This window comes from Klebsiella sp. SWET4, assembly GCF_024296565.1.
GTDB lineage: Bacteria > Pseudomonadota > Gammaproteobacteria > Enterobacterales > Enterobacteriaceae > Klebsiella > Klebsiella variicola.
Genome location: NZ_JANCOB010000007.1, coordinates 173,294 through 198,841, shown reverse-complemented (window position 1 = coordinate 198,841; position 25,548 = coordinate 173,294). Strand labels below are relative to the sequence as shown.

General features: G+C 45.2%; 28 protein-coding genes and 2 pseudogenes. 12 read left to right on the top strand and 18 right to left on the bottom strand.

What is annotated here, in order from left to right:
* Positions 1-13: 13 nt before the first annotated feature.
* Positions 14-1,156, bottom strand: a complete 1,143-nt coding sequence (locus tag NKJ21_RS17390; protein ID WP_100662795.1) for a hypothetical protein — start codon at positions 1,154-1,156, stop codon at positions 14-16.
* A gap of 126 nt (positions 1,157-1,282) precedes the next feature.
* Between NKJ21_RS17390 and NKJ21_RS17385 the strand changes: the two are divergent.
* Positions 1,283-1,414 (top strand): annotated as a pseudogene (locus NKJ21_RS17385) (IS3 family transposase); the annotation flags it as partial.
* 351 nt (positions 1,415-1,765) lie between these two features.
* Here NKJ21_RS17385 and NKJ21_RS17380 read toward each other — a convergent pair.
* From NKJ21_RS17380 to NKJ21_RS17360, 5 genes are all read right to left on the bottom strand, one after another.
* Complete coding sequence (locus tag NKJ21_RS17380) at positions 1,766-1,978, bottom strand: hypothetical protein (RefSeq protein ID WP_114443941.1); 213 nt, start codon at positions 1,976-1,978, stop codon at positions 1,766-1,768.
* A gap of 67 nt (positions 1,979-2,045) precedes the next feature.
* Positions 2,046-2,435, bottom strand: coding sequence for a hypothetical protein (locus tag NKJ21_RS17375; RefSeq protein ID WP_114443940.1), 390 nt, complete (start codon positions 2,433-2,435; stop codon positions 2,046-2,048).
* 30 nt (positions 2,436-2,465) lie between these two features.
* The gene (locus NKJ21_RS17370; protein ID WP_254733051.1) at positions 2,466-2,825 is read right to left on the bottom strand and encodes an acyl-CoA dehydrogenase; all 360 of its coding nucleotides are present in this window, start codon (positions 2,823-2,825) and stop codon (positions 2,466-2,468) included.
* A 14-nt stretch (positions 2,826-2,839) separates the two neighbouring features.
* Positions 2,840-3,367 carry a hypothetical protein gene (locus tag NKJ21_RS17365; RefSeq protein ID WP_114443938.1) on the bottom strand — a complete coding sequence of 176 codons (528 nt, stop codon included), beginning with the start codon at positions 3,365-3,367 and terminating at the stop codon, positions 2,840-2,842.
* An 11-nt stretch (positions 3,368-3,378) separates the two neighbouring features.
* Positions 3,379-3,648: a helix-turn-helix transcriptional regulator gene (locus NKJ21_RS17360; RefSeq protein WP_024154144.1), complete on the bottom strand. Its 270-nt coding sequence runs from the start codon at positions 3,646-3,648 to the stop codon at positions 3,379-3,381.
* 121 nt (positions 3,649-3,769) lie between these two features.
* On the opposite strand from NKJ21_RS17360, the gene NKJ21_RS17355 reads away from it, so the two are divergent.
* The 5 genes from NKJ21_RS17355 to NKJ21_RS17335 all read left to right on the top strand — a co-directional run bounded on the left by NKJ21_RS17355 (position 3,770) and on the right by NKJ21_RS17335 (position 7,016).
* Positions 3,770-4,258: a hypothetical protein gene (locus tag NKJ21_RS17355; protein WP_254733048.1), complete on the top strand. Its 489-nt coding sequence runs from the start codon at positions 3,770-3,772 to the stop codon at positions 4,256-4,258.
* A 354-nt stretch (positions 4,259-4,612) separates the two neighbouring features.
* Positions 4,613-5,005: a DUF2787 family protein gene (locus NKJ21_RS17350; RefSeq protein ID WP_114443960.1), complete on the top strand. Its 393-nt coding sequence runs from the start codon at positions 4,613-4,615 to the stop codon at positions 5,003-5,005.
* 119 nt (positions 5,006-5,124) lie between these two features.
* Entirely contained in the window at positions 5,125-5,586 is a 462-nt protein-coding gene (locus NKJ21_RS17345; RefSeq protein WP_302931826.1) for a hypothetical protein, read from the top strand.
* Between the two features lies 1 nt (position 5,587).
* On the top strand, positions 5,588-6,040 hold the full coding sequence (gene radC / locus NKJ21_RS17340; protein WP_114443936.1) for a DNA repair protein RadC: 453 nt from the start codon (positions 5,588-5,590) through the stop codon (positions 6,038-6,040).
* A 46-nt stretch (positions 6,041-6,086) separates the two neighbouring features.
* Positions 6,087-7,016: a site-specific integrase gene (locus NKJ21_RS17335; protein WP_254733042.1), complete on the top strand. Its 930-nt coding sequence runs from the start codon at positions 6,087-6,089 to the stop codon at positions 7,014-7,016.
* Positions 7,017-7,056: 40 nt separating this feature from the next.
* On the opposite strand, the gene NKJ21_RS17330 is transcribed toward NKJ21_RS17335, so the two are convergent.
* Complete coding sequence (locus NKJ21_RS17330) at positions 7,057-7,584, bottom strand: hypothetical protein (RefSeq protein ID WP_254733039.1); 528 nt, start codon at positions 7,582-7,584, stop codon at positions 7,057-7,059.
* A gap of 296 nt (positions 7,585-7,880) precedes the next feature.
* On the opposite strand from NKJ21_RS17330, the gene NKJ21_RS17325 reads away from it, so the two are divergent.
* From NKJ21_RS17325 to NKJ21_RS17315, 3 genes are all read left to right on the top strand, one after another.
* Entirely contained in the window at positions 7,881-8,087 is a 207-nt protein-coding gene (locus NKJ21_RS17325; RefSeq protein ID WP_254733035.1) for an AlpA family transcriptional regulator, read from the top strand.
* A complete protein-coding gene (locus NKJ21_RS17320) occupies positions 8,084-8,962 on the top strand; it encodes a hypothetical protein (RefSeq protein ID WP_254733032.1) in 879 nt (292 codons plus the stop codon). The genes NKJ21_RS17325 and NKJ21_RS17320 overlap by 4 nt, the downstream gene beginning before the upstream one ends.
* Positions 8,963-9,126: 164 nt before the next feature.
* Complete coding sequence (locus NKJ21_RS17315; protein WP_254733029.1) at positions 9,127-10,815, top strand: DUF927 domain-containing protein; 1,689 nt, start codon at positions 9,127-9,129, stop codon at positions 10,813-10,815.
* A 55-nt stretch (positions 10,816-10,870) separates the two neighbouring features.
* Here the strand turns inward: NKJ21_RS17315 and NKJ21_RS17310 are convergent, their stop codons facing one another.
* Together NKJ21_RS17310 and NKJ21_RS17305 are read right to left on the bottom strand one after the other, a co-directional pair.
* Positions 10,871-12,013, bottom strand: a complete 1,143-nt coding sequence (locus NKJ21_RS17310; protein WP_254733072.1) for a restriction endonuclease — start codon at positions 12,011-12,013, stop codon at positions 10,871-10,873.
* Positions 12,014-12,083: 70 nt separating this feature from the next.
* Positions 12,084-12,536 carry a hypothetical protein gene (locus NKJ21_RS17305; protein ID WP_001090726.1) on the bottom strand — a complete coding sequence of 151 codons (453 nt, stop codon included), beginning with the start codon at positions 12,534-12,536 and terminating at the stop codon, positions 12,084-12,086.
* A gap of 1,052 nt (positions 12,537-13,588) precedes the next feature.
* Between NKJ21_RS17305 and NKJ21_RS17300 the strand changes: the two genes are divergently transcribed.
* The 3 genes from NKJ21_RS17300 (at position 13,589) to NKJ21_RS17290 (ending at position 17,989) form a co-directional block, all read left to right on the top strand.
* A complete protein-coding gene (locus NKJ21_RS17300) occupies positions 13,589-15,061 on the top strand; it encodes a hypothetical protein (protein ID WP_254733027.1) in 1,473 nt (490 codons plus the stop codon).
* Between the two features lie 251 nt (positions 15,062-15,312).
* Positions 15,313-16,848: a hypothetical protein gene (locus NKJ21_RS17295; RefSeq protein ID WP_254733024.1), complete on the top strand. Its 1,536-nt coding sequence runs from the start codon at positions 15,313-15,315 to the stop codon at positions 16,846-16,848.
* 1 nt (position 16,849) lies between these two features.
* Positions 16,850-17,989, top strand: coding sequence for an SAM-dependent methyltransferase (locus NKJ21_RS17290; RefSeq protein ID WP_254733021.1), 1,140 nt, complete (start codon positions 16,850-16,852; stop codon positions 17,987-17,989).
* On the opposite strand, the gene NKJ21_RS17285 is transcribed toward NKJ21_RS17290, so the two are convergent.
* The 9 genes and pseudogenes from NKJ21_RS17285 to NKJ21_RS17250 all read right to left on the bottom strand — a co-directional run bounded on the left by NKJ21_RS17285 (position 17,990) and on the right by NKJ21_RS17250 (position 25,496).
* On the bottom strand, positions 17,990-19,276 hold the full coding sequence (locus NKJ21_RS17285) for a hypothetical protein (protein WP_254733019.1): 1,287 nt from the start codon (positions 19,274-19,276) through the stop codon (positions 17,990-17,992). It abuts the gene before it with no gap.
* A 327-nt stretch (positions 19,277-19,603) separates the two neighbouring features.
* Positions 19,604-19,848: pseudogene (locus NKJ21_RS27785) on the bottom strand (cell filamentation protein Fic); the annotation flags it as partial.
* A gap of 480 nt (positions 19,849-20,328) precedes the next feature.
* The gene (locus NKJ21_RS17280; RefSeq protein WP_008806210.1) at positions 20,329-20,676 is read right to left on the bottom strand and encodes a DUF1493 family protein; all 348 of its coding nucleotides are present in this window, start codon (positions 20,674-20,676) and stop codon (positions 20,329-20,331) included.
* Positions 20,661-21,110, bottom strand: coding sequence for an STM2901 family protein (locus NKJ21_RS17275; protein WP_004188736.1), 450 nt, complete (start codon positions 21,108-21,110; stop codon positions 20,661-20,663). Before NKJ21_RS17275 ends, NKJ21_RS17280 begins: the two co-directional genes overlap by 16 nt.
* Positions 21,111-21,121: 11 nt before the next feature.
* The gene (locus NKJ21_RS17270; RefSeq protein WP_002915094.1) at positions 21,122-21,604 is read right to left on the bottom strand and encodes an Hcp family type VI secretion system effector; all 483 of its coding nucleotides are present in this window, start codon (positions 21,602-21,604) and stop codon (positions 21,122-21,124) included.
* A gap of 278 nt (positions 21,605-21,882) precedes the next feature.
* The gene (locus NKJ21_RS17265) at positions 21,883-22,662 is read right to left on the bottom strand and encodes a heme ABC transporter ATP-binding protein (protein WP_023323188.1); all 780 of its coding nucleotides are present in this window, start codon (positions 22,660-22,662) and stop codon (positions 21,883-21,885) included.
* Positions 22,655-23,650, bottom strand: coding sequence for an iron ABC transporter permease (locus NKJ21_RS17260; RefSeq protein WP_032740911.1), 996 nt, complete (start codon positions 23,648-23,650; stop codon positions 22,655-22,657). Before NKJ21_RS17260 ends, NKJ21_RS17265 begins: the two co-directional genes overlap by 8 nt.
* Positions 23,650-24,468 (bottom strand): hemin ABC transporter substrate-binding protein, encoded by an 819-nt coding sequence (locus NKJ21_RS17255; protein WP_032733708.1) that lies wholly within the window; start codon positions 24,466-24,468, stop codon positions 23,650-23,652. Before NKJ21_RS17255 ends, NKJ21_RS17260 begins: the two co-directional genes overlap by 1 nt.
* Complete coding sequence (locus tag NKJ21_RS17250) at positions 24,465-25,496, bottom strand: hemin-degrading factor (protein ID WP_032740910.1); 1,032 nt, start codon at positions 25,494-25,496, stop codon at positions 24,465-24,467. Before NKJ21_RS17250 ends, NKJ21_RS17255 begins: the two co-directional genes overlap by 4 nt.
* Positions 25,497-25,548 lie beyond the last annotated feature (52 nt).

Sequence of the window (25,548 nt, the reverse complement as noted above, 5' to 3'; positions counted from 1 at the left end):
ACTCTCTGTTTGTTCACTTCGTCAGTTTCATTTCCTGACGAACCATTTTCATATAGTTAATAACGCGTTCTTCCAGTTCCTGCTTGAATGTTTCCGAATAAATGAAATCGACATTGTCTTTTTCTGTACATGCAATGAATGCCTTAGCTAGAAATCCAACCAATTGATCGTATTTTCTGATGAATGGGATTGTAAAGCTACCGTGTACTCCTTTTACTTTGATAATAAAGCAAAGAAATTCCCCCACAAAGCTTATATCTTTACATTCATCTTTAACAAAAGTGCTCTGGAAGCAAGTTACAGGAAAAATGGTGAAGGTCCGATCATTTCGAGTTGTATATTCATCCTCCTCCTCATCTTGGCAGATTTCCACACTTCTAATTTTTAGATGATTATCTTGATAGGTAGACCTGAGTAAGAATTTTGGATGATCGACCTGAAGTGTACCATCAGCGTTAAATTCAGCTTCTGCGTAAGCGTAAACTACATCAGATATCTTTTGGAACTGGCCATTATAGTATGACACAAGCTCGAATCCCCCACCAAACAGGTCAATAATACTTTCGGACTCAAATTGATCTTCATATTCTTCAATCAGGTGGTTTGCAAACTGCTGGAGTGCCATACATGTACCATGCACAACTATATCGTCTTCTGGTATATCGAAAACAGCAATAGGAAACTGCTTATAGTAATTTTTAGCATGCTCTGCCCCTGAACCACCGACATGTAGTTCAAAATATTTATTGGATATACTTGGCTCAGCACCGAAGTTTGTGAGCTTGATTTCATTATCCTCAACGCTGAGCACGATTGCAGTTAATGCTAATTTATTGATCTGGTTTTTAATTAGAGTATCAATAAAACGTTTTCCTGTTAATTTAATTTTCTCCGCAAGGAGTTTATCGATTAGATATGTTGCTTTGATTATTTCATTAACGCTACCGGCAAAAGCAACGGCGAAGTATTTGTTCACAACAAGGATTTTTTGGCATAGTCCAACGACTGTGTGTGTCATTAATGGAGTACTATCAACAGAGGGGCTGAATGATGGTATCTGAAAAGGGCTTAACGGGGTGTTTTTGGAGCTGGTAAGAAGAATGTCTGCCTGAAGAAAACCGCCGTTCTTTAAGCGATACCCTGCGATCATTGTCATATTTAATGCACCTAAATAAATGATAAAAATAGATTATATCATCACGTGCATTCAAGTTGGCTGATCTTACCCAACAATAGTGGACACGCGACTAAGTGAGTAAGCTCTCAATCAGAAGTAGCTAACATGACAAAGTCCGTATCAACTAGCAAGAGGCCCCGTAAATAGTACTCCCCTGAGTTTCGTCAAAAAGCCCTAACGCCTGCCGAACGCATCGACGTGGCCACCGCTATCCGCGAACTCAGTCTATACGAATCGCTCAGTGTCAGCATAGTTGTCGCCCCGTTTGAAAATGAACCTGAAAGTGACAGAGTGACAGATGAAACGTATTTGCCCGGAACGAAAGGCCAGCCGAAGCAAGGCTTGTGGATCTCGGTCTGCAGCTCGTCTCATTTCTTATAGTCCGGGCGTCGGTTTCCCGTATCGGATAACGTATGTTCATCGTCTTTCCTTAGGTGAAATCCCTCAAAACCGTAATCATCGCCGGGAGTTAAAAAATGGAAGTAGAATTTAACGTAACTGTATTGCGGTATATGCAAAAATGGCAGCTCAGCAGGGATCATCCCTAGTGTGACATCTTCCAAGCCTGAAGAATGACGACAAAATCGACTACAATTGTACCTTGCACACTACATCGGCTAAATCTTGTTTAGTGTCGACAGCTGTTGCGATTGTACTGACTATACATGTGCCTGGCCGATGAGAATTGATAATGAAAGGAGCGTTAGCAGGAAGACCTTTTTCTGATAAAGTTGCCGGGTGTATAGCGAACCAATATAAATCGGCAATAGCCATAATAGTGAATGTGATAATCTTTTTCATGGGGTTTCCTTCTGGGACAAAGCATCAATTACTTACCCAAAAGGAACCCTGATGTTAACTAAGGTGATTATAAACCAGATACGTTTATATAGAACTGACCATTATTATCAGTTTTCTGTATATCATAGGTTATTGGTAGTTCGGTCGTGTTCGGCAGTTTTGATTGTTCATCTGTCATGGTCATTTGAAGACTGGCTGCGCACTGATAAGTATCGACAGAAGAGTCATAGTGCGTTGTTCTGACCTTAATAACCTTCAGTATCAAGCTATCGGTATTACCGGGAACCATGCCTTCCAACTGAGAGTTTCTGAGTTGCTCAAATTGTTTTTTAATCTGTTTGTGAGCAATATCCACGACCAGATTTTTTGCATTATCACTACTACATTTTGGTGTTTTCTCGCCGCAGCCAGCCAGCAAACCAGCAGCAATTAATACCAGAAGTATTGTTCTTTTCATTTGTAGCTCCTTCGTAAATTAATGATACTTTTACTTCTTATTAAATAGACCATCCATTGCGCCTGCCGCAGAAGCCCCGCAGTATCCTTCGCAACCACGAGTCATAATGCTGGCATTACCGTTATGCAGCTCACTAATTACTGCAACACATTGGCTGGTATTGTCATTCCATATCCATCGATGCTTCTGGCTTTCTCCGGCAGCTATTTGCTGTGCCGTACCCTCCATATTGCATACGCCCGAGCCATCCCCTGTTGAGGCATTAATGTTGAACTCAGCATTACCCTTTCCCAGATTCAGGGTTAGAACCGCTCCGGGTTTTACGTACTGCGTTGCCGCGGCTGGAAGTGCTATGGTTACCATTAATAAAACCAACAATTTTTTGTTCATTAATTAATTCCCTGTTAAGTGATACGGATGTTTTTAGCGATTTTCACCAGTGCCAGTGGTCTGCGTTTTTCCACAAAGAAATAAACGACGTTGAATGCGGACTTGCGGTGATTTCCCCGGCCAAGTGAAGGCCAGTTACGAAAGGACTCAATCTGTTCTTCTGAATAGGGCGTGTCAGAGAAGTCAAACAGTACAAGCAGGGCTTTGCCGTCGTGCTTCATCAATTTCTTAACTTCTGTACTGTTGACGGTCGCGGAGACATTGGAACGTGCCGCAGTTGGTTTACGTACTGCAAACTCGACGGCTACATCAGCAATGACAAAATCGATGTAACCGTGCCCGGATACAGTTCCTGGCAGCTTGCTTTTTACTTCCGGTGAGACATTATCTGCAAACCAACCCAGCAAATAGCAACGTACCAGAGGCAGCAATTCACGTTCGCTGCATTCATTCAGACGTAGAGTCTTAACAAACTCCCTGCGATAAAGAGAACTGAAAAAATACTCAAAGCATTCCGTTATTTCAGTGATGGTGGTTGCCATGACTGCATCCTTTACCTGCTTTTAGGTCCAGTTTTAAGGGCATACCTTTCCGGCCATAATGTTTCCGGTGTGGTATCCAGAGCCCCGGCAATAATGCGCTCAGCTCTGGGATAATGACGCTCTAAGGCATTATTTAATGTCCGTGGCGCAAGGCCGTGACTGCGTGACAGTGACGCCAGCGTTAACCCTCGCTTGTGAAGTGCTGCCACAATATCGGCACGATGCCAGTTCCCTGAACTTCCTTTGCTTTGCTTTTTCTGCGATGCTGTTGAGTTACGCACAGTATTAACTCCATGGAATCAGTACATGGATATTAAATGCGAATAAAAGATACCTTTCAAGTTCTTTTGGTATCTATTTGTGGGTTTTCATATTAACGCATTGATATCTGGTGAAATTTATATGATCAGCAAGAAAGCAGTATCGTCTATACCGACCCATCCTGAAGCTTCTGTTGAAGAGGGAAAAGACTGGCTGACAGCAGAGGAATTCACTCATATTGAGGGGATGCCGGGCACTGCGCGTGGCGCTAGGATGCGCCTGGAAAAGCTGGCATCTCTGCACCCGGAAATACGTCGTAAAAGGACTGCCGGGAAAGGCGTGGTTTACCATATCAGCGCAGCCACAATGTCGCTTGATGATGAGAGAAACAGGGCTAAGGGTGAATCGTTTACTCTCACCGACAGCGATCGCCAGCTTAGCCTCTGGATACAGTTGTATCGCAATATGTCGCCAGCTTCGCGGGCGCAACTGATGGAGCAGGCCCTTAGGATGGTAAAAGATGATCTGATGTCTAAGGGGCCTGAAGTTTCTGAGCTGGCGGTACAAATCATGAAGCTGCCCGAAGATAAGCGTAAGAGCCTCTTTGAAAAGCTGAATGGGAAGGTGTGATAACGTCAGTTTTCCGCCATGCCAGACAGAAGGAACCACCCCGGAATCCTGACCTGTCTGACATGGCAGAATGGAAAGTATGCCATCACTTAATAATGAATAAAAACCTATTGTCAGTTATTTCATTTCTGAACTACATATTAGTTTCTCGTTGTTACTATTTGCATTGAAATCATATTTTTGATATAATACTATTGCTGATGAACTATATTTTACCCAGTCAGTACGTTGTCATGCACTTACCATTTATTCGGTGATTAAACCCCACCTGTGCTGGTGCAGACATAACGTCTTATCATAATATGTTGAACAGGAAAATCACTGATGAATATTCTCCATCAGGAAGGGCTAGCTATGCCCGTCGATCAGGAATTAATAAATATCATATTAAATGAAGCGGGAAATCCACCGCCGCATAAAGCCAGAATTACAGCCGTCAGTCTGTTATTTAAAGACCTGAGTTACAGCGCTGAAAAGGGCGGTTACCATCCTGTCGAAATACGGCTTATTTCACGCAATGATGAATGGTGTTTCGATTACATCACCGACTTCAGTTATATGGGCGTGATTTACCCAGAACTGGAAAAGGAAATTGATATTAGCTGGAGTCAGCAATATGTCTTTCTGGCTCATGTTGGTGACCTGCCTGTTAACGCCGGAAGGGAGTTATTTGAACTCTGGCAATCCAACTTTATTCAGTATCACGCCATGAACATCTACACCATTACCGTCCTGTGGGAAAGCTAATCCCTCTGCGCTAACTATCACTACTTTATAGGGAATTATCTGTGACGACTGACAGAGGAATACGTGCGTCTCAACAGGGCGAACTGGACTGTCTATGCGGTGCTTACTGTGTGGTTAACATGCTGAGCTGGTTGTATGACGGCAGGGTGAAACGACGCCCGTTAATGAACCGGCTTATTCAGGCTTATCAGCAGCGCTGGCCTTTGCATGAATGGCTGACTGAAGGGATTGAAGAGGACCGTCTGGACTGGCTGATAGCTCAGGTGCTGCAGAAAGGACATTACAGCCGCCAGTTCCCGGTTCAAATCACCAGACCCTTTTCAGGGAAACGGGGGTTATCAGACGGGCGACTTTTCAGAGAAATGCAGCGGTTTCTGGACGTCACTGACTACTCCCGCCTGATTATGCTCAGCGACCAGTTTCACTGGTCCCTTCTGGTCAAAATAGATGAAGAAACGCTCTGTTTCTTCGACAGCAACGGGCGAACTACCATGCCCCGTACAGCTTTTTCCCTGCGTACTGGCGTAACCAGCCGCCAGCTGTTTCCCGACGCCATTTACTTCATTGAACGAGAGTTCTGAAATGACCATGTTTACCCAACGTGAAAACCGTATCCTTGACCAGGCTCGTGACATTATCAGCCGGTACTACCAGCGTGGCGTTCAACTCTGTTCCCCTGATGATGTTCGACGGTGCGTAATGGTTGAGCTGGCACCGCTAGAGCATGAAGAGTTTGGCATCATCCTGCTCGATAATCAGAATCAGCTGCTGCACCGCGAAATCCTGTTCAGGGGTACGTTAAACTCGGTCAGCGTTCACCCCCGTGAAGTTATCAAACGCGTACTGAAACATAACGCCGCCGCAGCTATCCTTGTCCACAACCACCCCAGCGGCGAGCCTGAACCCAGCCGTTGCGATATCAAGTTGACTAAAAAACTTCAGGAGCTGCTGGAAATGCTGGATGTGCGGTTACTTGATCACTTTATCGTGGCGGGGACTGAAACGGTGTCGATGGCTGAGCGGGGGCTCGTGTGATGCTGAAAGTTACCTGGTTTAATGTACGTTATTGCGGGTTAGGCGCATGAGCAGGACGTCGTTACGTCAGGTCGTGCCGGTGGTGCAAACCACCGTGTTCGATGCGTATATTGGCGGTCTGGCTCCCTCGGGGCGGAGAGGTATCACCAGCCTGTTAAACCGCAGTGCCGGCATACTTAAACGCGGTGCGTGTGCAGATAACTACCCGTGGGAACAACTTAACTACGCCGCCGTCGCTAAAGTACGTGCGGCACTGCTGGATGACGGTTACGCCGTGTCGTCGGTGAACATGGCGCTGTCAGCACTGCGGGGCGTGGCACAGACGGCCTTTAACCTCAATTGTATGGATGCCGAAGCGCTGGCACGTATCCGGTCAGTGAAGCGTGTGAGCGGCGATATCCAGCGTAAGGGAAGGGCGCTGGACAAGCAGGAAATCCGGGCACTGATTCAGGCTGCAAAACAGCATCCGCAACCGGTACGGCGCTACCGTGATGCCGCTATTGTGCTGATGCTTTGCGGAACGGGCCTGCGGGCCGGGGAACTGGTTAAACTTGAGCGCCGGGACTATGACAACGGCATCCTGACAGTGAGGCAAGGGAAGGGGCGTAAATACCGTGAAATTCACGTGGCGGATGCAGTGGATAAGGCTATACGCGCATGGCTAAAGGTCAGCGCAGACGAGACTGACAGCGCACTGTTCAGCCGTATTCAGCGCAACGGTAAGGTCGCCAGCCAGCCGCTGACAACGACCGGGTTAACGGGGATTCTGGAACAGTTACAGCAAGCATCAGGCATAGCGCGGTTTACCCCACATGACATGCGGCGGACCTTCATTACCCGCTTACTGGAGCAGGGTGTGGATATCAACACCGTACGCCAGTTGGCAGGCCACAGCGACATATCCACGACGACGCGCTATGACTATCGTGGTGAGGGTATGAAAACCAAAGCATCACAGAGTTTACGGTGCTGGTGATGTTCAAAACAGCTAGTCCTGTACTGGGAGCCTAACGAAACTAACGTACGCTTTTTGCTCCTGGTGCTCTTTTGCGTTGCCCGCGTTTATTCAGTGCCTGCAGGTGTTCTCTCAGCAGATCGGTGGGCTGTCCATCTCGGGTGATAATTGTATCAATATCGCGGTTATCCCAGCGTGATGGCTTTCGGGCTGCTGCCGTCAGTGGTTTGTCTGCGAACAGGTCATCTGGGGTCGGAAATTGCGCCTGGTTGAGGTACAACACCATCTGTGCTGTGGAGCTGCCGTTGCCTTTTAGAGTCGTGACGCGTTGATAAATGTCGTAGAGGATCTGGGCTTTGACCGTTTTGGGTGGGGGTAAAGCATCATAAAGTGGAAGGGTTGTACGGGACTTTTCCAGCAGGTTATAGGCTACCTCAATACAGTAACTCAGGGTCATATTCAGCGGTTCACCACTCCTTTTTCCTTCTTTTGCCCAGCCCGGATAATGCTGCGAAGCAATCATTGTCAGCTTTCTGAGTGAATCCGCACCTAGCTCAGGGTAAACTGGTATTAAATGCTTCTCTGTCATTAAAATGTCCATTTTAAAGATGATTTGTGAATTTTTTAGGTGATTTATGCTTTATTCTGGTTATCTGAATACTCTGCATCAGGAACCAAGCGGCTTTAGAAAAAAATTATAAATAGTTGTTTATAAAAATCAATTAGTTACTCTTTTAGGTCCTTATACCCCGTTTTAGATCTCAATGTTGAAGCTAAAAATGCAATCGATTGCTTTGGCATGAGTAACTCAATTCTCACTTTTTACCTACGGAACCCCTTAAAAACCATGGTTTAGGATACTCCCATCACATTTCAGGAGGAATCATGGCAATAAAACGAGTATTAAAAATTCATGATGTTTTGCACCGTTGTAGCATTTCAAGATCGTCTCTTTATCGCTTAATTTCCAAGGGGCACTTTCCCTCGCAGCTCCGCTTGTCACCGGAAGGTCGTAGTGTCGGCTGGCTTGAAGAAGACATAGAGGAATGGATTTCTAGTCGTAAGCCTATCAACGATGGAACGCTTACATGAAAATTCCGTCAGTGAAGATAAACGAAGCGGTGATGCAGCCCCCTATTAATCCTCAATTTGAGGCGTTCGCAAAAGAAATTAAAAGACAGGCACCTAAATTCGAAACTATCGAAGATGTCTACGAAGAAAGATTAAAACGTATAAAGTCATTACGAACTATAGGGAGGCCTCTGGATAAAAGGGAGTATCTAAAATTAGCAATAAAGCTTGAAAACTGTTGGCTCGGTGGGCCTTGTGGGAGCGCGGCATGTCCGGAATGCTTCAGACTACACCGGCTGGAAATGATTGGGGAGGTACTTCGCTTATGTAAGAAACGGAAGAATTGGCGAGGCTTAACCTTAATATTCTATCAGGATGCACTTAGTGACAGTCAACTGCTTCAATGGCAGCCCGATACATTAATAGCACGGCTTCGTCGCTGGTTAAATGAATGTGGCTTCCCTGGAATGGTGATTGGTGGGTTCGAAATGGATTATCACACAGATATTAAAAAGTGGATGCCCCATTTTCACCTTATCATTCCCAATGACAAACAGGCTATTAAAAGGCTACGTATCAGGATGAAGAACAAGAAGAACATGAATACGCGGGAAAATGTAGTAAACCGCCCTATGCTCGTGAGCAAGTTGAAAAATCCAATACGACAGGTGAGCTACCGTTTTAAAGCTATCTGGTGGCGAGTCGAATCAATCCAGTATGATGATTATCATATACAAGGGAGCAAGGAAAGGAAAAGGAAACGCTGGACTAAAAAATACCGTCTATTGCGTAAGCAATATGTTGATTCTCTGATTAAGCTAGATTCTATTGGAATAGCTGGATTAACCTTTATGTATAAAGTAAGGAAGTATGGTGACCATTTGACATTAAAATAATGTCATGATCTATCAGTGATATGTACCAGTTGTAAACTGTTTCTGCAATTTTCGACCAAGTAATAATGTTGTATGAGAAATCATGCAAGGAATTCTCACGATCTAATTATGACGTTAATCGTAATGGCTGTGAGGGAATATTTAAGTAAAATAAGGCTCTGTTAATGAAAGTATATAAAGGAAAGTTAAGTGACAAAGAGGAAAAATTGCTTGTTACATTGTTGGCTCGTACAAAGATTTCCGAATCATGTCCAGTTGCATACCGGTTTATTAAAATCACTGATTCGCAGGGGCTGGAGTCGACATGTGTACTTATTCCTGCTTTGGCACTTGTCAGTGTATTAGAGTTAAAGAAAACATTATTAAAATGTGGGCATAATCCCAATGTAACTAAAGAATACTGGAGTCGGGCGCATCAGGAGGTCGTTAAGGAAACGGATAAGGTAATCACACTGTGCTATAAGCCTGGTTTTTATGGTGATGCTTATTTGCGTGCTAATGATAAAGTCGTTGGTGAGATAAAAGGAGATAAACCAATATTACACCCCAGCGCAAAAAATCATTTACCTGTCGAGAGAAAACAGGAAACATTAAAATTATGGAAAATCAATGTTGCTCCATACGCGCTACATAGCTCGCGCATTATGTTGGCTCTGTGCTGCGGATTTTCTGGCTTTCTCCTTAAGCTTTCAGGTATGGAAGGGGGTGGGTTTCATTTATGGGGGATGAGTAGTATAGGAAAAACCTCCAGTGCCTACATGCTGGCGTCATTAGCAGGATCGCCGAAAGACATTGTCGTACTGTGGAACAATACGGATAAAGGGCTTGAGGAGATTGCTGTGGCCCATAACGACAGCTACCTGGTTCTCGATGAGTCGAAGCTGTTAGATAAAGACGTACTGGCAGCCGCTAAAATCATGCAGAACCGCGTGTATACGTTATCGGGTGGTAAAGGGAAAACACGTTCGGCAATTTATGAGAACAAAGTTGCTGAATGGCAGGTAAGCATTTTCAGTACGGGCGAGTGCAGCCTTCAACAACTGGCTGCTTCCGGGAACATTGAGCGCCTTGAAGGCGAAAATGTACGTGTAATCGACGTTCATGCCGATGCTGGTAGTGAAATGGGGATCTTCGAAACATTACCGGATGGTGTTAATTCCAGCAACGAACTTGTTCATGCGATCAAGGATGCAACTCACCACTATTACGGCAGCGCCAAACCTGCCTTTCTCAAGCGCCTGGTGGCTGATATTCAGGATGATCTTGAGAGTGTGAAACGGAAGCTTGAAAAAGGGATTGAGTTCTTTCTGGATAAGCACAAGGTAGATCGTAATTCCGGCATTCAGGTGCGTATTGCCAAACGTTTTGCCATCGCTTATGTAGCAGGTTCCATGGCTGTGAAATATGGTGTTTTACCCTTTACAAAGCAGGATGTTATGAAGGGGATCTCAACCTGCTACCTGGACTCCCTTGAGATGGTTTTATCTGAACCTGAGGTAATGAAGTCACCATTAGGGCGTTCGTTTGATGCAATTATTGATTTTATCAAAAAGGATGATCTTTTAAATCTGATTGGAAATGATCGCGTAACTCAAACGGCGATTAAAAAGGCACCGGTCATTATCCACAAAGTTAAAGGACGTACGGTATATGCAGTTGATAAGGATCTGGTACATAACTGCTTGCCGAAATCTCAGCGCAAAGGCATTCTGATGCTATTAACAAAGCAAGGGGTATTATTATCCGATGCGAATAAGGAGTACAGTACTATCCAGATTGTCTATAAGCGTAAGCAAGTTGGTCGTCGCTACTGTTTTATCTGCAAAAATCTTGATAAGTTTATGACACAATAGTTTTACGGCCTGATAAGGGTTGAATGGAGTGGCTTACAACCACTCCATTTTTACATCATGATTCTGACTGGAAATCTTCAATTATTTTCTGATTGTAATCATCCAGATAGTTTTGAAGTTCTTTTCTATCAATCAAACGAACCATTGCGGAATCAGCTAATTCCTTAGCGGATCGGGTGAAGTAAGAGTTTGTCACAACCATTGCTTCATCACACCCATAAAATGCTTTTGCTGAAATTGCCTGCTGCACTGCCGAATTGCCAACTGAGCCAGAATAATTCTTTGCCTGTATAACCATATTCTTCCCGAAGCGGGTAACGAATAAATCCGCCCCCTGATCCTGTGTTTTCTTTGTTTCTTTAACGTCATATCCTATAGTCTGGAATATTTCAACCAAGAAGGTCTCAAACTGGAACCCATCCATTGCATCAACAAGATACATTGTGACAAATTTGTTTGGATTAAAATGTTCAAGGCGGGTAGCTAATCTGTCTACTAAAATATCAAAATAGATACTCTCGCAGATAGCAAGGAATTTTTCGATAGAGTCAAATGATAATAACGGAGTACCCGGTGTCTTTACCGCGTGTTCGTTAAAGGTTATATCCTGATAATGGATTTCATTACTCCAAAGGTAATACAGGAATAACGAAAGATCTGCACGATAAGTTGTACCAGCCTCTTCGATCCATGATTTTAATGTCTCGGTAAGGGTTGGCTTGATATGTCGTTTAACCTCATGGGCAAACCCTGAATAAATAGAGTTGAATGAAGTGGTTAGCAATAGCTTATCTAACAATGATGGTAACTGCTCCAGCTCGTTGAATCCTTTTCTAATCAGTACTTCCTGGAATAATCTGATCTCTGAATAATCACTATTGCGTTCACTATTTATGTTACTGTTGCTATCCTGATTGTTATACGAAAATCTTGATGTGTGAATGAAATTAGTAAAATAGGGGTCTTTCAGTGTAGCATATTTCAAAAGAACATTTTCAAGTAGGGCGTTGAGTTGAGACTGCTCTTTCTTCTTACCAAATAAATCTTTTATGATGCCTTTAGACTGGTACTGGAAATCAGGGTAATAGGATGGATCTAATGGCGTCATTTGCCGAAATGTTCCAGATACATCTGGAGAGCACCATGGACAGCTTGTTTCGAAGGTTGTTCTAGAACATGAATAGCATTGATAAATCATCATTATCCCTTATTATTTTACATCGATTGCTTAGTGATTTTCTCCTGGGAGAATCATCCTTGAGATTTATCTAAAAATCTTTTAGGTTAATATTGAAATAGGGCGTCAATATCAGTTCTTCAAATAAATCATATTCGTGGTGCGGAACCTTAACAAAGGTAGAGTTGTGATTAGGTGTCCACCATTTCTCGACACCATAATATGCCTCTCTGGCATTGGCTTTGTGAATCAGCCGGAATGGCCTGTCCATCCAGCCATCGCTGTGTTTAGTGAAGTAGTTAACCGGACCAGTGAACTGACCAAGCAGGTATACACCCTGATTACCGTGGGTCAGGTAGAAGTAATCACCAATCGGAGCGTTTACAAACTCCTCTGCCTGGCTGACGGAAGACTGTCCTTTACCAGCGGTCGTGCGGTGAATGTAGACGAGCTTTTCATCAATACATTCGACCATATCCAGGAATGAGAACTCCTTCCAGCCATGTGACAGCTTCCAGAAATTGGGCATCAAATCGGTATTCATAGGCCTCTTAACTTTACGTTGTAAGTGATCGCAATCTGTTGAAATGCGGATCGATTGTGATGACTATTCTGTCGCTGAATACCCATAATCGCAACAAGGTTTGTTGATGAGCTTTTCGCTGAAATCGTTCAAAGAGGATATCGGGAGGGTATGTAGATGCGTTAACTCGCCCAGTTGCTGAAAATGGGTGATCAACACTACTCAGCACTGGTAGGCTAACCATGGTGAAAACATTTGGCGCTTTGAAAAAAGTGATTTAGTGATTTAGTGATTGCGGCTTTGTAGGCGAGCCTGGTCTCTGACTGTGCAATTCTGCATTCAACGCAGAGTCGGGTTGCTGTCCTTCACCAGCAATTCATCCCTAAGCAAGGGGGCTGTCCGCTTCGTCATCAGCCTGTTGTACGGAGACCAGCCCGGCAGATTCAGAGGCCAGTTACTTCACTGATTAATCGGTTAACAGGCAGAACTGAAATGAGTGACCTGCAAAAAAACACCCTTCCAGACCGCCCAACGTTGCCGGATTTTGACCTAGTAGACCGGCGAACTACCGCTGCTGTTTAGTGTCCGATTTGCATCTCGTACAATGGTAGGGGAAAATCGGCGATGGCTTTCCCTGACTCTGATAGTTGCAAGGAGCGGCGGTGTTGAGCAAATTCGAGGTTTCAAAAGAATAAAACCAGAGAATAATATGTGTCTACAACCGCTATTGAATATCACCGGGAGGAAGTTGCACCGCTTAATAACCGGTAACGTTTTGTATATCCGCTAATCCCATTCTGGCTAAGCTGATATTTATTCGCTATTTGCTTCTACAAGGTATATAGACGTATCTATTATGCTCTGTATACACTCTATCTCTATATTACTGTATATATGTCATTACATACTATAGCCATTATCCAGTATCAGCTATCATGAGGCTCCAGCCTCCAATATTATTATGATCATTATCCAGCATCTGAACCTTGTTGGATTCACACAAGATTTGCGTAATTCAGTTGTAAATAAATGGGGTCAGGGCATGGTGCTCTGCCTATATATACAGGTGAATTATGAAACCATACATTACGAATAACAATATCCTTGTGACAGGTTCAACGCTGGATTATTTCAAATCGGTCGTTTTCAGTATTCCTTATAATGGTGTGCCAAGTCTTCGGCGTCCATTTTATCGTAATATAGCAGTATTTCTTCAGCATGTTATCTGTGTGTCGACCTGTAGTCGTAAAAACAAGAAAAAAGCAAAGATTAAGGCGAGTAAAAAATGGTCTTATTCTGTGCCAGTACCGTTTGAGCTGGGTAGGGATAAACTTCCCGGAGTATTTAAGAAAAGTGGGCCAGCCTATGATCGTGCAATGGAGGCATTGGCAACTGCGGGTATTATCAAGCTAACCGGGTATTCCAATGCTCAAAGTTCTTGCCGGGAATATGCTGTTTCTCAACGTGTTCTGCGTAAGTTGTTTGGCAACGACCGCGAGGCATACCTTAGCCGTAAGGATCGCTACCATTATCTGACTGATATTTTCACCAAGCGTAAAAGCTACTCATTTGATGAATTGATCGGCGTTGCGATCGACCGTGGGCAGAATGCTAAACATCAGCAGTCTAAACGCGATATCCCTAACGCTGCCTTCAGGGAGCTGGTAGTGAGTGTCTGGAACAACCTTGAGCCGCTTGAAATCAATCTGGATGCACAGCTGGATTACTATAATGAGAATCCCACGGAGAAGAATAAAATATTCATTTTCAACTTCCTGTCGCGACTGGCTGAAACAGGAGTGGATCTGGTGAAGGAATTACCGCTAACGGTTTCTTACAGGCAGTCGTATAAAACAGCGTGCATCGGCGGGAGATCCTTTGAGGTTGGCACTGGCTTCCAGACTCTACCGTCTAAAATGAAGTGGGCGTGTCTGGCCCGTGGTCACAACTATGACATCAAGGGATGCCAGCTTGAGATACTGCGACATGAGCTGTTGAGTATTGGCATTTCGGCAAAGTCGCTGGAGGTGCTGGAAACTCAATATATCTGCCGGGTATTGCGTATTGCTGAGGAATTGGTGAAGCAATTCCGGTTTTCCAGTGTATTCAACGCTGGGTTCGTTACGCTATCGCTTAAATCCAGTACCCGACGCTTGTTGAATCGTGAGCTAGGTAAGGTAGAAGCAAAGCGAGTACTGAAACGCTGGAAGCACCTTCTGCAATCCCTGAGGCGAGATCTGGCTTTACTGCTGGATCATTATGAAGGCATAGCAAAAACCAACCGTTATGGTAAATGCGTCACCAACGCGGTAGGGCAGCCCTTTAACATTACCTACAAAGATGTGGCAGCGCGTAAGCGCAGGAAGTCAGATGTGATGCGCCGAAAGCTATTGTCGCACATGTTACAGGGGCTGGAAAGTAAGGCTGTATACGATTACGTTGCCAGCCATAAGGGTGTTTGCGCACTGGAGCACGATGGGTTTGTTTCATATGAGGAGGTTACTGAATGGTTCCATCCATACCTTTTGATTGAACAAAAACACTAATAAAATTAAAAAACAAATAAAAATATGTTGTATAAATACATGTGAAATATCTGAACTATTGAAAGGAATGTCTATTTCACTCATGCTATATTTTATTCTTCCGCTTATATCAAAAATTGGTAGGTTATAAAAAATAATCATTCCTACGTGGTACTAACTCTCTCATGTGTACATCTTAATAATTAAGTTGTTGCGCTGTTTTTTTTTTGTTGATATAATTTTGTCACAATTGTTGTGATAGAGAACTTCATGTGGCAAAATTTAAATTCAAATCTATATATTTCCCAGCTTCAAAAGTTAAACGTGGTGTATCTACACGAATTAATATAAGCATTCCAATTTCTCAGACGGAATTAACATGGAGCGAGTCGTTTCTATCCTTTATAAGTGAACTTACAGGACCACAAATTAGAGAGTTACTTGAAGACCCGATGTTAGATGATCTAGAAGATCAAGCTAACCAAGAACACCGTAGTTTGAGTAATCTTATTATTACTCTTCTTGAAGGAAAATATGATCCTCTATTAAATAAGATTGATTGTGAAGTTAATAACCAAAGTCGTAATGAAAAACATAAAAATATTGGTGTTACGTTTTCTGATTCTTTAAGAAAAGGACTCTATGGTTGGTATCCTTATGTAGAAGGATTTTCTGCAAACTATGCTCGAGATGCAATTTTAAGAAATAAAAAAAACATACGAAATGTTTATGATCCTTTTGGGGGCTCTGGAACAACTCAGCTTGCTACGGTTCAACTTGGATTAGAGGCTTTTTATTCAGAGCTCAATCCGTTTATGAATGAAGTTACTAAAGCAAAGATTATATCTTCTGCTTGGGTAAAAAATAATTTTTCAGTTAGTAATGAGATATTCGATGCGTTTTTGAACGAAATTAACGCAGAATCTTTTAAGATTAAAAGTAAAGAAATTGATCTTTCTGATTATAATCAGGCTTTTCCAAATCGTGACTTTTTTGAAGAACAACATATAAGAGAAATATTATGTGCTTTAAGTATCGGCAAATCCTTATCTGTTGGGTATGAACACATCGAGCGTGTTATTAAAGTTGCATGTATAGCGAATGCTATTAGCTGCTCAAATATGACTCGCAGGGCTGATTTGCGTAGACGTCGCTCAGATGAGTATAAAAATAGAATTGTCGATGTGTCTTCGGCAATAAGCTTGTCTTTGAAAAGTATGAAAGAAGACATTGCTAATATGTCTTTCAGTAACCCATCCTTAACTTTTGTCAATGATGATGCCAGAAAACTTCCAAGTGAGTATCACAATTCATTCGATTTTGTTCTCACATCGCCACCATATCTCAATGGTACCAATTATTTTCGTAATACTAAAATCGAACTATGGTTATATTCATTTATAACTAGCGAGAAAGAGCTTAGAGCCTATAGAGATAAAACTGTAACTGGCGGGATAAACGATGTATCTAAAAACCCATCTTATCATAAATTTGAGTCTGTCGAAAAAATAGCATCCTTACTTGATGTAAGTGCAACTGATAAAAGAATTCCTACTATGGTCAGGCATTATTTTTCTGATATGTATGAGGTTCTAGTGAATGTCTATAATGGCCTTGTTGACGGTGGTGATTTACTTCTTGACATAGGTGATTCAAAATTTTATGGCGTCCATGTTCCTACAAACAGTTTACTGATCGATGTTGCAGAAAGTATAGGTTTTAAGACTATTTCTGAAAATGTCTTGGCACAAAGACTTTCGAGAGATAAAACAAAATTAATTCAAGTTGAAATTTTACTGAGGAAGTAATGTGAACGATATTATGTTGAAAGAAAAAATTGATCTATTTAACAAAACATTACCGTTTACAAAAGAACCATATTCTAAAAAAAGCTGGGGACATCCATTACATTCACTATGTTCGTATCAAGGGAAACTTAAACCCTCATTAGCATATTGGTTGATAGACTATTTTGTTCCTGAGAATGGAAAGATATTAGACCCTATTGGTGGTGTTGGTACCATTGCGTTAGAAGGTGCCTTGAATGGCCGTTATAGTATAACGAATGATAAAAGTCCATTTGCATCTATTATAGCGAATGCAAAAACTGCTAGAATAGATTATAACGATTTTGTCAGCTATTTTAATGAAATAAGAGAACAACTTTCTTCAGTTACTTTAACTGTAGATGATGAGCATTCTGCCAATTTCGGTTTGAATGCACGAGTTAAAGATTACTATCATCCTAAAACATTGGAAGAAATTTTAAAGTTAAGAAAAATACTCAAGGCAGAGAAAATTAGGGATTTATCCCCAAATAAGGCTTTTTTTTGGGCTAGCCTATTACATATTTTACATGGTAACAGACCTTATGCTCTTTCAAGGAATTCTCACCCTATAACACCATTTTCTCCTACAGGTGAGTTTATTTATAAAAATACTTTTGAAAAAATACAAGAAAAAGCTCTTAGAGCATTGTCCGTTGAGTATCCTGGTGGGTTTTCTACTGGAAAATCCTATTACGGTGATTTTAGAGACCTAATTAATAAGGAGTTAGGGGGCTTTGATGCTATTATCACATCACCACCTTTTTATGGCATGCGATTCGATCGACCGAATTGGTTAAGGTTATGGTTCTGTGGTTGGGAGGAATCTGATTTTAAAGAACAGAGCCTTGGTTTTTTAGAGCGTCAGCAGACAAAAAATATAAATGTGTATAGCGACTTTTTTGATGTTTGTAGAAAATTAATCTCCGAGAATGGTGTTCTTATATTGCATTTGGGTAAAGGCGGTAAGAAGGATATGTCAGAGGAACTAAAAGCGATTTCCTCTGACAAATTCAAATTTATTAGTGAAATAACTGAGAATGTACAAAGTGTCGCCAATCATGGCATAAAAGATAAAGGGTTAACAATCGCACATAATCTGCTTTTCTTTACTCCTAAATAATTATAAAGGCCTATCTTCTAACTCAACAGATATCAGTTGATAGGCTTCTTGTGACTTATCTCTTAGTATTTTAAATAAATTTATATCAGGGTGAAGTTCTAATACACGTCTGTAAATGGAGACAAACGTTCTCGGATCAACAGTTGTAGCAAAATTTACAATATCATCAATTATTCGTTGTAATTCAACCTTATTTACCTCTTTTTTGCATAGTTCACCATAAGGTAAACCTGTAATTTCAGATAACTCTAAAAGCTGAGCTGGAGAATAGAAATCAATTGGGAATTTGTCTTTTTTATGATTGTTATGCTCTGCACATAAACATGTTGCATATTCATCTAATGCCCATAAATAGGCTAAAGGTCTTGTATGATCAAGCTGGTAATCGGAAAGAGCGACTTCTTTTTTGCAGAAAAAACACCTTTTATTAAATTTTAACCATATTTTTGTTTTTAAACTTCTTCCGGTTCTTTCTTTTATTCTGGATAATATCTCAGGTTCTCTAAGTAATATTTTCTTTTCTCTTGTTATCAAAGATGATTCATGTAACTGATCAGTAGTTCTTATAGGATTAAACTCATCGTTTATTCTCCATTTCTTGCATGCTCTGCATTCATTTTGATGATTCGAAATTTTGGCTGTATGTTTATGAAATGATAATGCTCCTGGTTTATCTTCCCGTAATGGAAGCATTCTTTGACAGAATGAGCATTTTTTAAGTGCTATCGACTGTCCATGAGATGTTGAAGCAATGCCACAGGTATGTGAGATAGGGAATTCAAAGTATTTTGTATGTTCAAGATAAAAAGTCTCTGGTGATAAATGGTTGGCATTTAGTTCATTGTAATTGCTGATCGATTGTTTGATTTTATCAGGTATAATTAATGGGTTAGCAGTAAAACCCCAGATGTCAATAGTATCTTGAAAGTTAAATTCTAGTTTTATTTCCAACCATCCTTCAGTATGTTCTGGAACACATAAACATACACCGATCCTATTCCAGTTTTGAATAACATCATATTCCTTTGTTATACTGGCAACCGGTCTGTCGAGGAAGTAGGTTATAGAAAGTTTTAGCTTATTGCTTAGTGATGGATTTAAATATCCACCAAAACCAATAATGCCAGTATTTTCGGCTGAAACTATTTTAGTAGAAAATGAAAAAATATTACCATTCAATTTGAATCGCAAAGAATCTTCATGCGTGATATCTTGATAATCTCTTTTGGAAAGATAACCATCATTCCTTGTTTGTTGTGCTAGTCGCCTAACCTTATTAACTCGCATGCTGCCTCCATCAAATAGATGGAAGCATTCTATCGCTTTCGATGACAGGAGGAAACAGTTAACTCTTATTGACAACTGAGGCTTGTTGCAAAATTAATCACTATCTGTTTGAATTTAATGCGCTTTTTCGAAAAGTGGCTTGCTTAAAGGACACAATAGATCCTGCTAGTTGTTTGGCCTCAAGGAATGACGTTGTGTAGAATACAGCCTTTTAACTTGTGTAATAAAAAAACTAGGTGTATTACAAGTAAATTGAAGGGCTTTATTATCTATAAAACCTATTCATTTAAGAAATAAATTACATAATTTTTCTGCTTGCTAATCCACTTCTTGTTTATCCCACTCGTAGATATTATCTAGCCAGCATGGTGCCTACTTTTTAGTATGGCTACAGCTAAGCTGTCCTTCCTGGAACTGTTCTTCAAAAACAGACTGGTAGAGTTGTTCTAACAGGACAAGTTCAGCCTCATCCATCTCATCAGAAGTAGCGATCCCAGCTTATTAGCCAAAACTTGTTCGCCAGAGTCTTTCTCATACTCGCCTTCACTACTGGATACATGGTATCGGCTCATGGAGATGCCCTCTGTTATTAGAAGAATGGGAAAACAGAGGGAGTATAACGCTGGATGAGTACAGTAAACAATATTCGTAAATTCAGATGGTTACTAAAGTGTAGGCTAAAGTATGGTTTTTATGTTGTGGTGGAAAATAATCGTTAATAATCAGTGCAAACACACCAATGCATCATCGGCGTGTGGGCGTCGAGATTGTCAATTGTGCTCATGGGGTGTTATCCAGATCCCTGATTTGAAATGGCTGCGATTTTGTAGTTGTCGTCGTTATCACATGGATGAGACATAATAACGGAGATGGGCAGGTGAGGGAAACCGACGAAAGCGCGCGGCGCGATCCGGATTCCAGTTGCAGAGGGGGCGGGGTACCGTCACAGTGATTGAACCGCCGCCACGCGATCGTCTTCATACATTACGTTCGCCGTCGATGTTGTTCTGCCTTCTGGCCGCAGACCTCGTTACGACAACGGCTTGTGGTTGCTAGTCGTAAAGCCATTTACCTGCTTTTGCTGATTCGGCAAACATTTTGATGGTTAAAGGTTTACGCGTTTTTTCTACATCTTCTCGTTTTACTTTAAACCACCGAGTTAGCATTGGAGTATTCTCCCAAGGGAAATAACACGACCATTTAACACTGGAAAGATCAACATTAAATTTTTGTTCAAATTTATTTAAAGCGTCATGCAGATCGTCGCCGGGAGCATCAAATAAGTCATAATCAAGTTCCAATGGGATTTCTTTCCAATTTTTATCTAAACGGGTTGAGATCTCATCTTTAAACAAGTCTAAAACCTGATCTTGAATGCTTTTCATTAAAAGGATGTCCATTGTATACGGTCTTTGGGGCGAGCTATTAGGTTGTATTTTTCCTGAGTTTTTCTTGAAACTTGATAAATTGAGTTTACAAGTCCTATCCAACCTAACCACGGAACATAACGGGCGATAACAGCAGCAAGACTATTCGTTTTTCTCATTCTTACACCAACGGGTGTAGGAACCCTAATACCAAATGGAGTTTTTGCATTTCTCAGAAGCATCCTTCCATATTTAGAAACAACACTTGTTCCTTTTATTGCCTCTCCTGGCTTTGTTCTGGTTTTTAGCCAAGGTTGCCCGGCGAGGATAGCGGCACCAGATTCAATACCAATGCCAAGTTCGTCACAAAATTGTTCAAGAAAAATGACATCAAAAAGTTCACCAGCCGAAAGATTGGATTGTCCGTGATAGAAATAGGTTCCATTTAGTTCTTCTGTCGTATCCATTTGCTCATCTATTATGCTGTTTGTCTTTCATTCCAGGCATCGGTGAAAATTATATTTCCGTCACAATGTTTCCAGGTGATCTTCTCATATCTAAGTTCGACAGATTCAAGATGGTTGTTGTTCTTGTCTTCTGGGGAAGCCATTGTAGGAGATATTGATACGATTCGGACGCCTTCAAGTAGCATATTGAAGTATTCCACTTCTTGACCAGCATCGCTGATTTTATACCATTTGATTTCAGCAGATTTCAGGTTCTGACCAGTAGCTACTGCTTTGTAGAGGTATGGACTGGAATAGTCGAATTCTTTAACGATGATCATTGGTGAGTGCTGACGAGTGCCGGTAGGCTTGCCAGTGGCATTATCAGTGGGAATGGAGAGATTGTGATGAAACCCTTTAAATTCGATGCTGAACTCCCTGTCTGCAACATCACAACCACCTTTGATTAGTGCCCCACCGTCGTCGTATATCCACATATTACCTGGAATAGCCATGCTTCTTCTTCCCTCTATTATCATTAGTAAGAAAACAGTGTATCGAGTTGATTAAGCGCAGTAAATAATCAATGTGTCGTTTTTGGATTAATACGGGAAATATCTTCTCTGTAATGATGGTTTATATTTAAAAATAGCTGTCGTAAATATTTCATTGGGTTATTACGCCATTGGTATAGATTTTAAATATAAATGACCCTCAATAATATAATGCAGGCAATTATTGCCAGAAAGCGTAAGCGCGGCGCGATCCGGATTCCAGTTGCGCCGCGCGGGGATTATGGCGCCAGATAAACCTGGGGGGCCGCGTTGTCCGGGTGCTGGACGAGGCGGACATCCGCCCCGTACCAGCGATGGATAACCGGCTGCTGGATCACCTCCTGCGGCGTGCCCTGGGCGACCAGATGGCCCTGGTGGAGCAGCAGAATGCGGTCGGCCCACAGGGCGGCGAGGTTAAGGTCATGCAGCACCACGCAGACATGCAGTTGCCCGCCGGCGGTGAGCCGTTTGAGCAAACGCAGCAGGTGCTGCTGATAGTAAAGATCCAGCGCCGAGGTGGGCTCATCAAGAAACAGCCAGCCCTGCGGCGCGCCGTCGCGCCACAGCTGCGCCAGACAGCGGGCCAGCTGCACCCGCTGCTGCTCGCCGCCGGAGAGGCCGGGATAGCGGCGACCGGCAAGGCCATCGCAGCCGGTGACGGCCATCACCGCCGCCAGCACCGCCGGATCCGCCGTCGCGCCCCACGGTGCGCGTCCCATGGCAATGACCGTTTCCACCGTCCAGTCGGCCTGCAGGGCCGTTCGCTGCAGCATGACCGCCCGCCGGCGCGACAGCGCCTCGGGGGACCAGGCCTCCAGCGGCTTGCCTGCAAGACGGCGGGTGCCGCTGTCCGGAGTCAGATAGCCGGTCAACAGCCGCAGCAGAGTGGATTTCCCGGCGCCGTTCGGCCCGATAAGCGCCGTCATCTCGCCGCCGCGCAGTGCGACGGAGACGTTGTCGATGATCTGCCGCTGGCCGAGGCGAAGCGCCAGCCCCTGGGCGCAGTATTCATTAACCATGTCTGGAGTTCTCCCGACGAAAGACCAGCCACAGAAACCAGGGGGCGCCCAGCAGGCTGGTGAGCAGACCGACCGGTATCTCCGCCGGCGCCGCCACGGTGCGGGCCAGGGTGTCGGCCAGCAGAAGCAGGATCGCGCCGGCCAGCAGCGAGCCGGGGATCAGTCCGCGATGGTCCGGTCCCAGCCACAGGCGCATCAGGTGCGGCACCACCAGGCCGATAAAGCCGATGACTCCGCTGATGGCCACCGCGGCGGCCACCAGCACCGCGCTGCACAGCAGCAGCCAGCGCTGTAGCGCCTGCACGTTGACCCCGAGATAGTGTGCCTCTTCATCGCCAAGCTGCAGCAGATTGAGGCGGGACGCCATCCACCACACCGCCAGCGCCGCCGGGATAATCAAGGTCGCGGCCACCAGCAGCGTCGGCCATTCGGCCTGGCCCAGGCTGCCCATTCCCCACAGCGACAGCTGGCGCAGCTGGGCGTCGTTGCTCAGCCAGGACAGGACCCCGACCAGCGCGCCGCACAGCGCGTTGATGGCGATCCCCACCAGCAGCAGGCGCGACAGCGAACCCTCCTCCGCCCGGCTGAGGATGAAAATCACCACCATCACCGCCAGGCTGCCAATAAACGCCGCCAGCATCGGCATGTACAGGGCGATCAGCCCCGTAGCGGAGAACGGAAGCACCAGCCAGCTGGCCACCGCCAGCGCGGCGCCGCTGCTGATGCCCAGCAGGCCCGGGTCGGCAAGCGGATTGCGAAACAGCCCCTGCATCACGCAACCGGAGAGGGCCAGCGCCGCGCCCACCAGCAGGGCCAGCAGCACCCGCGGCAGACGGATACTCAGCCAGATGTGGCGCAGCATCTCATCCCCGGAAGGCAGCAAGTTGACCAGCGGCAAACGCATAGCGCCGAGGGTGGTGGCAAACAGCGTCAGGGAGACCAGCAGCAGCGTCATCAACAGCAAACGACGGGCGAGGGCAGGGCGCATCAGGGCAACTGCTCCGCTTTGTTTCGCAGCGCGATTATCGCCTGCGGTGTGCGCGGCCCGAAGCCGAGCAGGGCCATATCGTCGATCGTCAGCAGCTGTTTATGACGCCCCGCCGGGGTCTGTGCCAGACCGGGCAGTTTCCACAGCCCGGCTTCGCCGCCCATCCCTTTGAGACCATCGGCGGAGATCACCACCAGATCCGCCTGGCTGGCGGCGACCCCTTCCTGCGACATGGCGCGATAGTGGTTGAAGCCCTGCATCGCGTTCTGCAGCCCGGCGGCGCGAATGGCGCCATCGGCCGCGGTGTGCTGTCCGGCCACCAGGGTATTCATTCCGCCGTGGCTGAGAATAAACAGCACCCGCTTAGCAACCGGCTGCGTGGGAATGGCGGCGATCTGTTGCTGAAGCTGCTGGCGCAGCGCGTCGCCTGCCGCCGTTTTGCCTAACGCTTCGGCAATGACAGCCACTTTGTTATCGATCGCGGACAGACTTTCGCCGCCCGGCACGTTAACCACCTTCACCCCGCTCGCCTGTACTTTGTGTAAGACCAGCGAGGGCTGCGCCTGGGCGCTCGCTAATACCAGCTGCGGGCGTAACGCGAGGATCCCCTCGGCGTTCAGCTGTCGCAGGTAGCCGACGTCCGGCAGCTTTTGCGCCGCCGGGGGCCAGCTGCTGGTGCTATCCCGCGCCACCAGACTCTGTTCCGCGTCAAGGGCATAGACGATCTCAGTGACATCTCCGCCGAGGGTGACGAGTCGCTCAACGGCAGCGTGGCTCAGCAGCGGGAAAGCGATGAAGAGCAGTAACCAGCGCATCATGCGGGCAGCCCTTCACGGGTCAGACGATCTACCTGCTGGCGCCATTGCGCCTGCTCGGGGTGCCCCTCGCTGCGCTGACCATAGAGCTGGGCAATCTGGGTGCCGTCTTTGGCGAACAGTTCGACGCTGGTGACGTGTCCATCTGAGGTCGGCTTGCGGGTCACCCACACTTCATCGAGGCTCTCTTCGCGCAGATGCAGGGTAAAAGTGGTATTGAAGATATTTAGCCAGCCGCGCATGGGGGCCAGCTTTTCCAGGGCGCCGGTGAAGATCTGTACGCAGCCGCGATTGCCGACGAAGATCATGATTTCATTGCCCTCCTGGCGCACCGTCTCCAGCAGCGACGGCAGCGCATGGCGATCCACGCGGCAGGCGAGGTCGTCGCTCACCAGACGGAAGGCCTGCTGGCGGGAAAGCTGATATTTACGCAGCAGACCGAAGAACTGGTGAACGTCGGTCATCGCGCGCCAGTCGTTCTCCAGCGCGGCGCCGTCGGCGGTGTCGGCATATTTCACCGGCTCCAGCGGGCGCAGGGCCAGCGGTGCCGGCGCCGCCACCTGATGTTCCGCGATCAGGGTGTCCCAGGCCGCCATGTCGGTCTGCGTGGTCGCATAGACTTTCAGCAGGGCGTCGCCGTGGTGGTCGAAAAACTGGATGCTCTGACGGCCATTATCGTTCAGATGGAAGGCGCTGGCCCACTGGCTGAGGAACAGACGCAGGTCGAGCGCGCGCGGATTCAGCACCAGCCCGGCGTGGCCGCTGAGGTGCTGGTGCGTGAACTGGCCCACCTGCTCATGCACGGCATACTCGTTGCGGCAGATGCATTTGGTTTCGCCGACGCGCTCCAGGGCGGCAATCAGCGTCCGGGCGTCATCGCTCAGGCGCACGGCATCATGGCCGAGGCGGGCGGCGGTCAGCTCGGCTTCGCTGATCCCCATTTCCGCGGCGATATCGCGGGCATATTTCGCGGTACTGGCCGCTTTGGTGGCCTGGTAGCGCTGCCACAGGTCAGGGTGTGCATTTGGCATAATCATATCCTTCTCGACGATGAATATCCCCGGCCGGCGGGCCGGGGGCAGG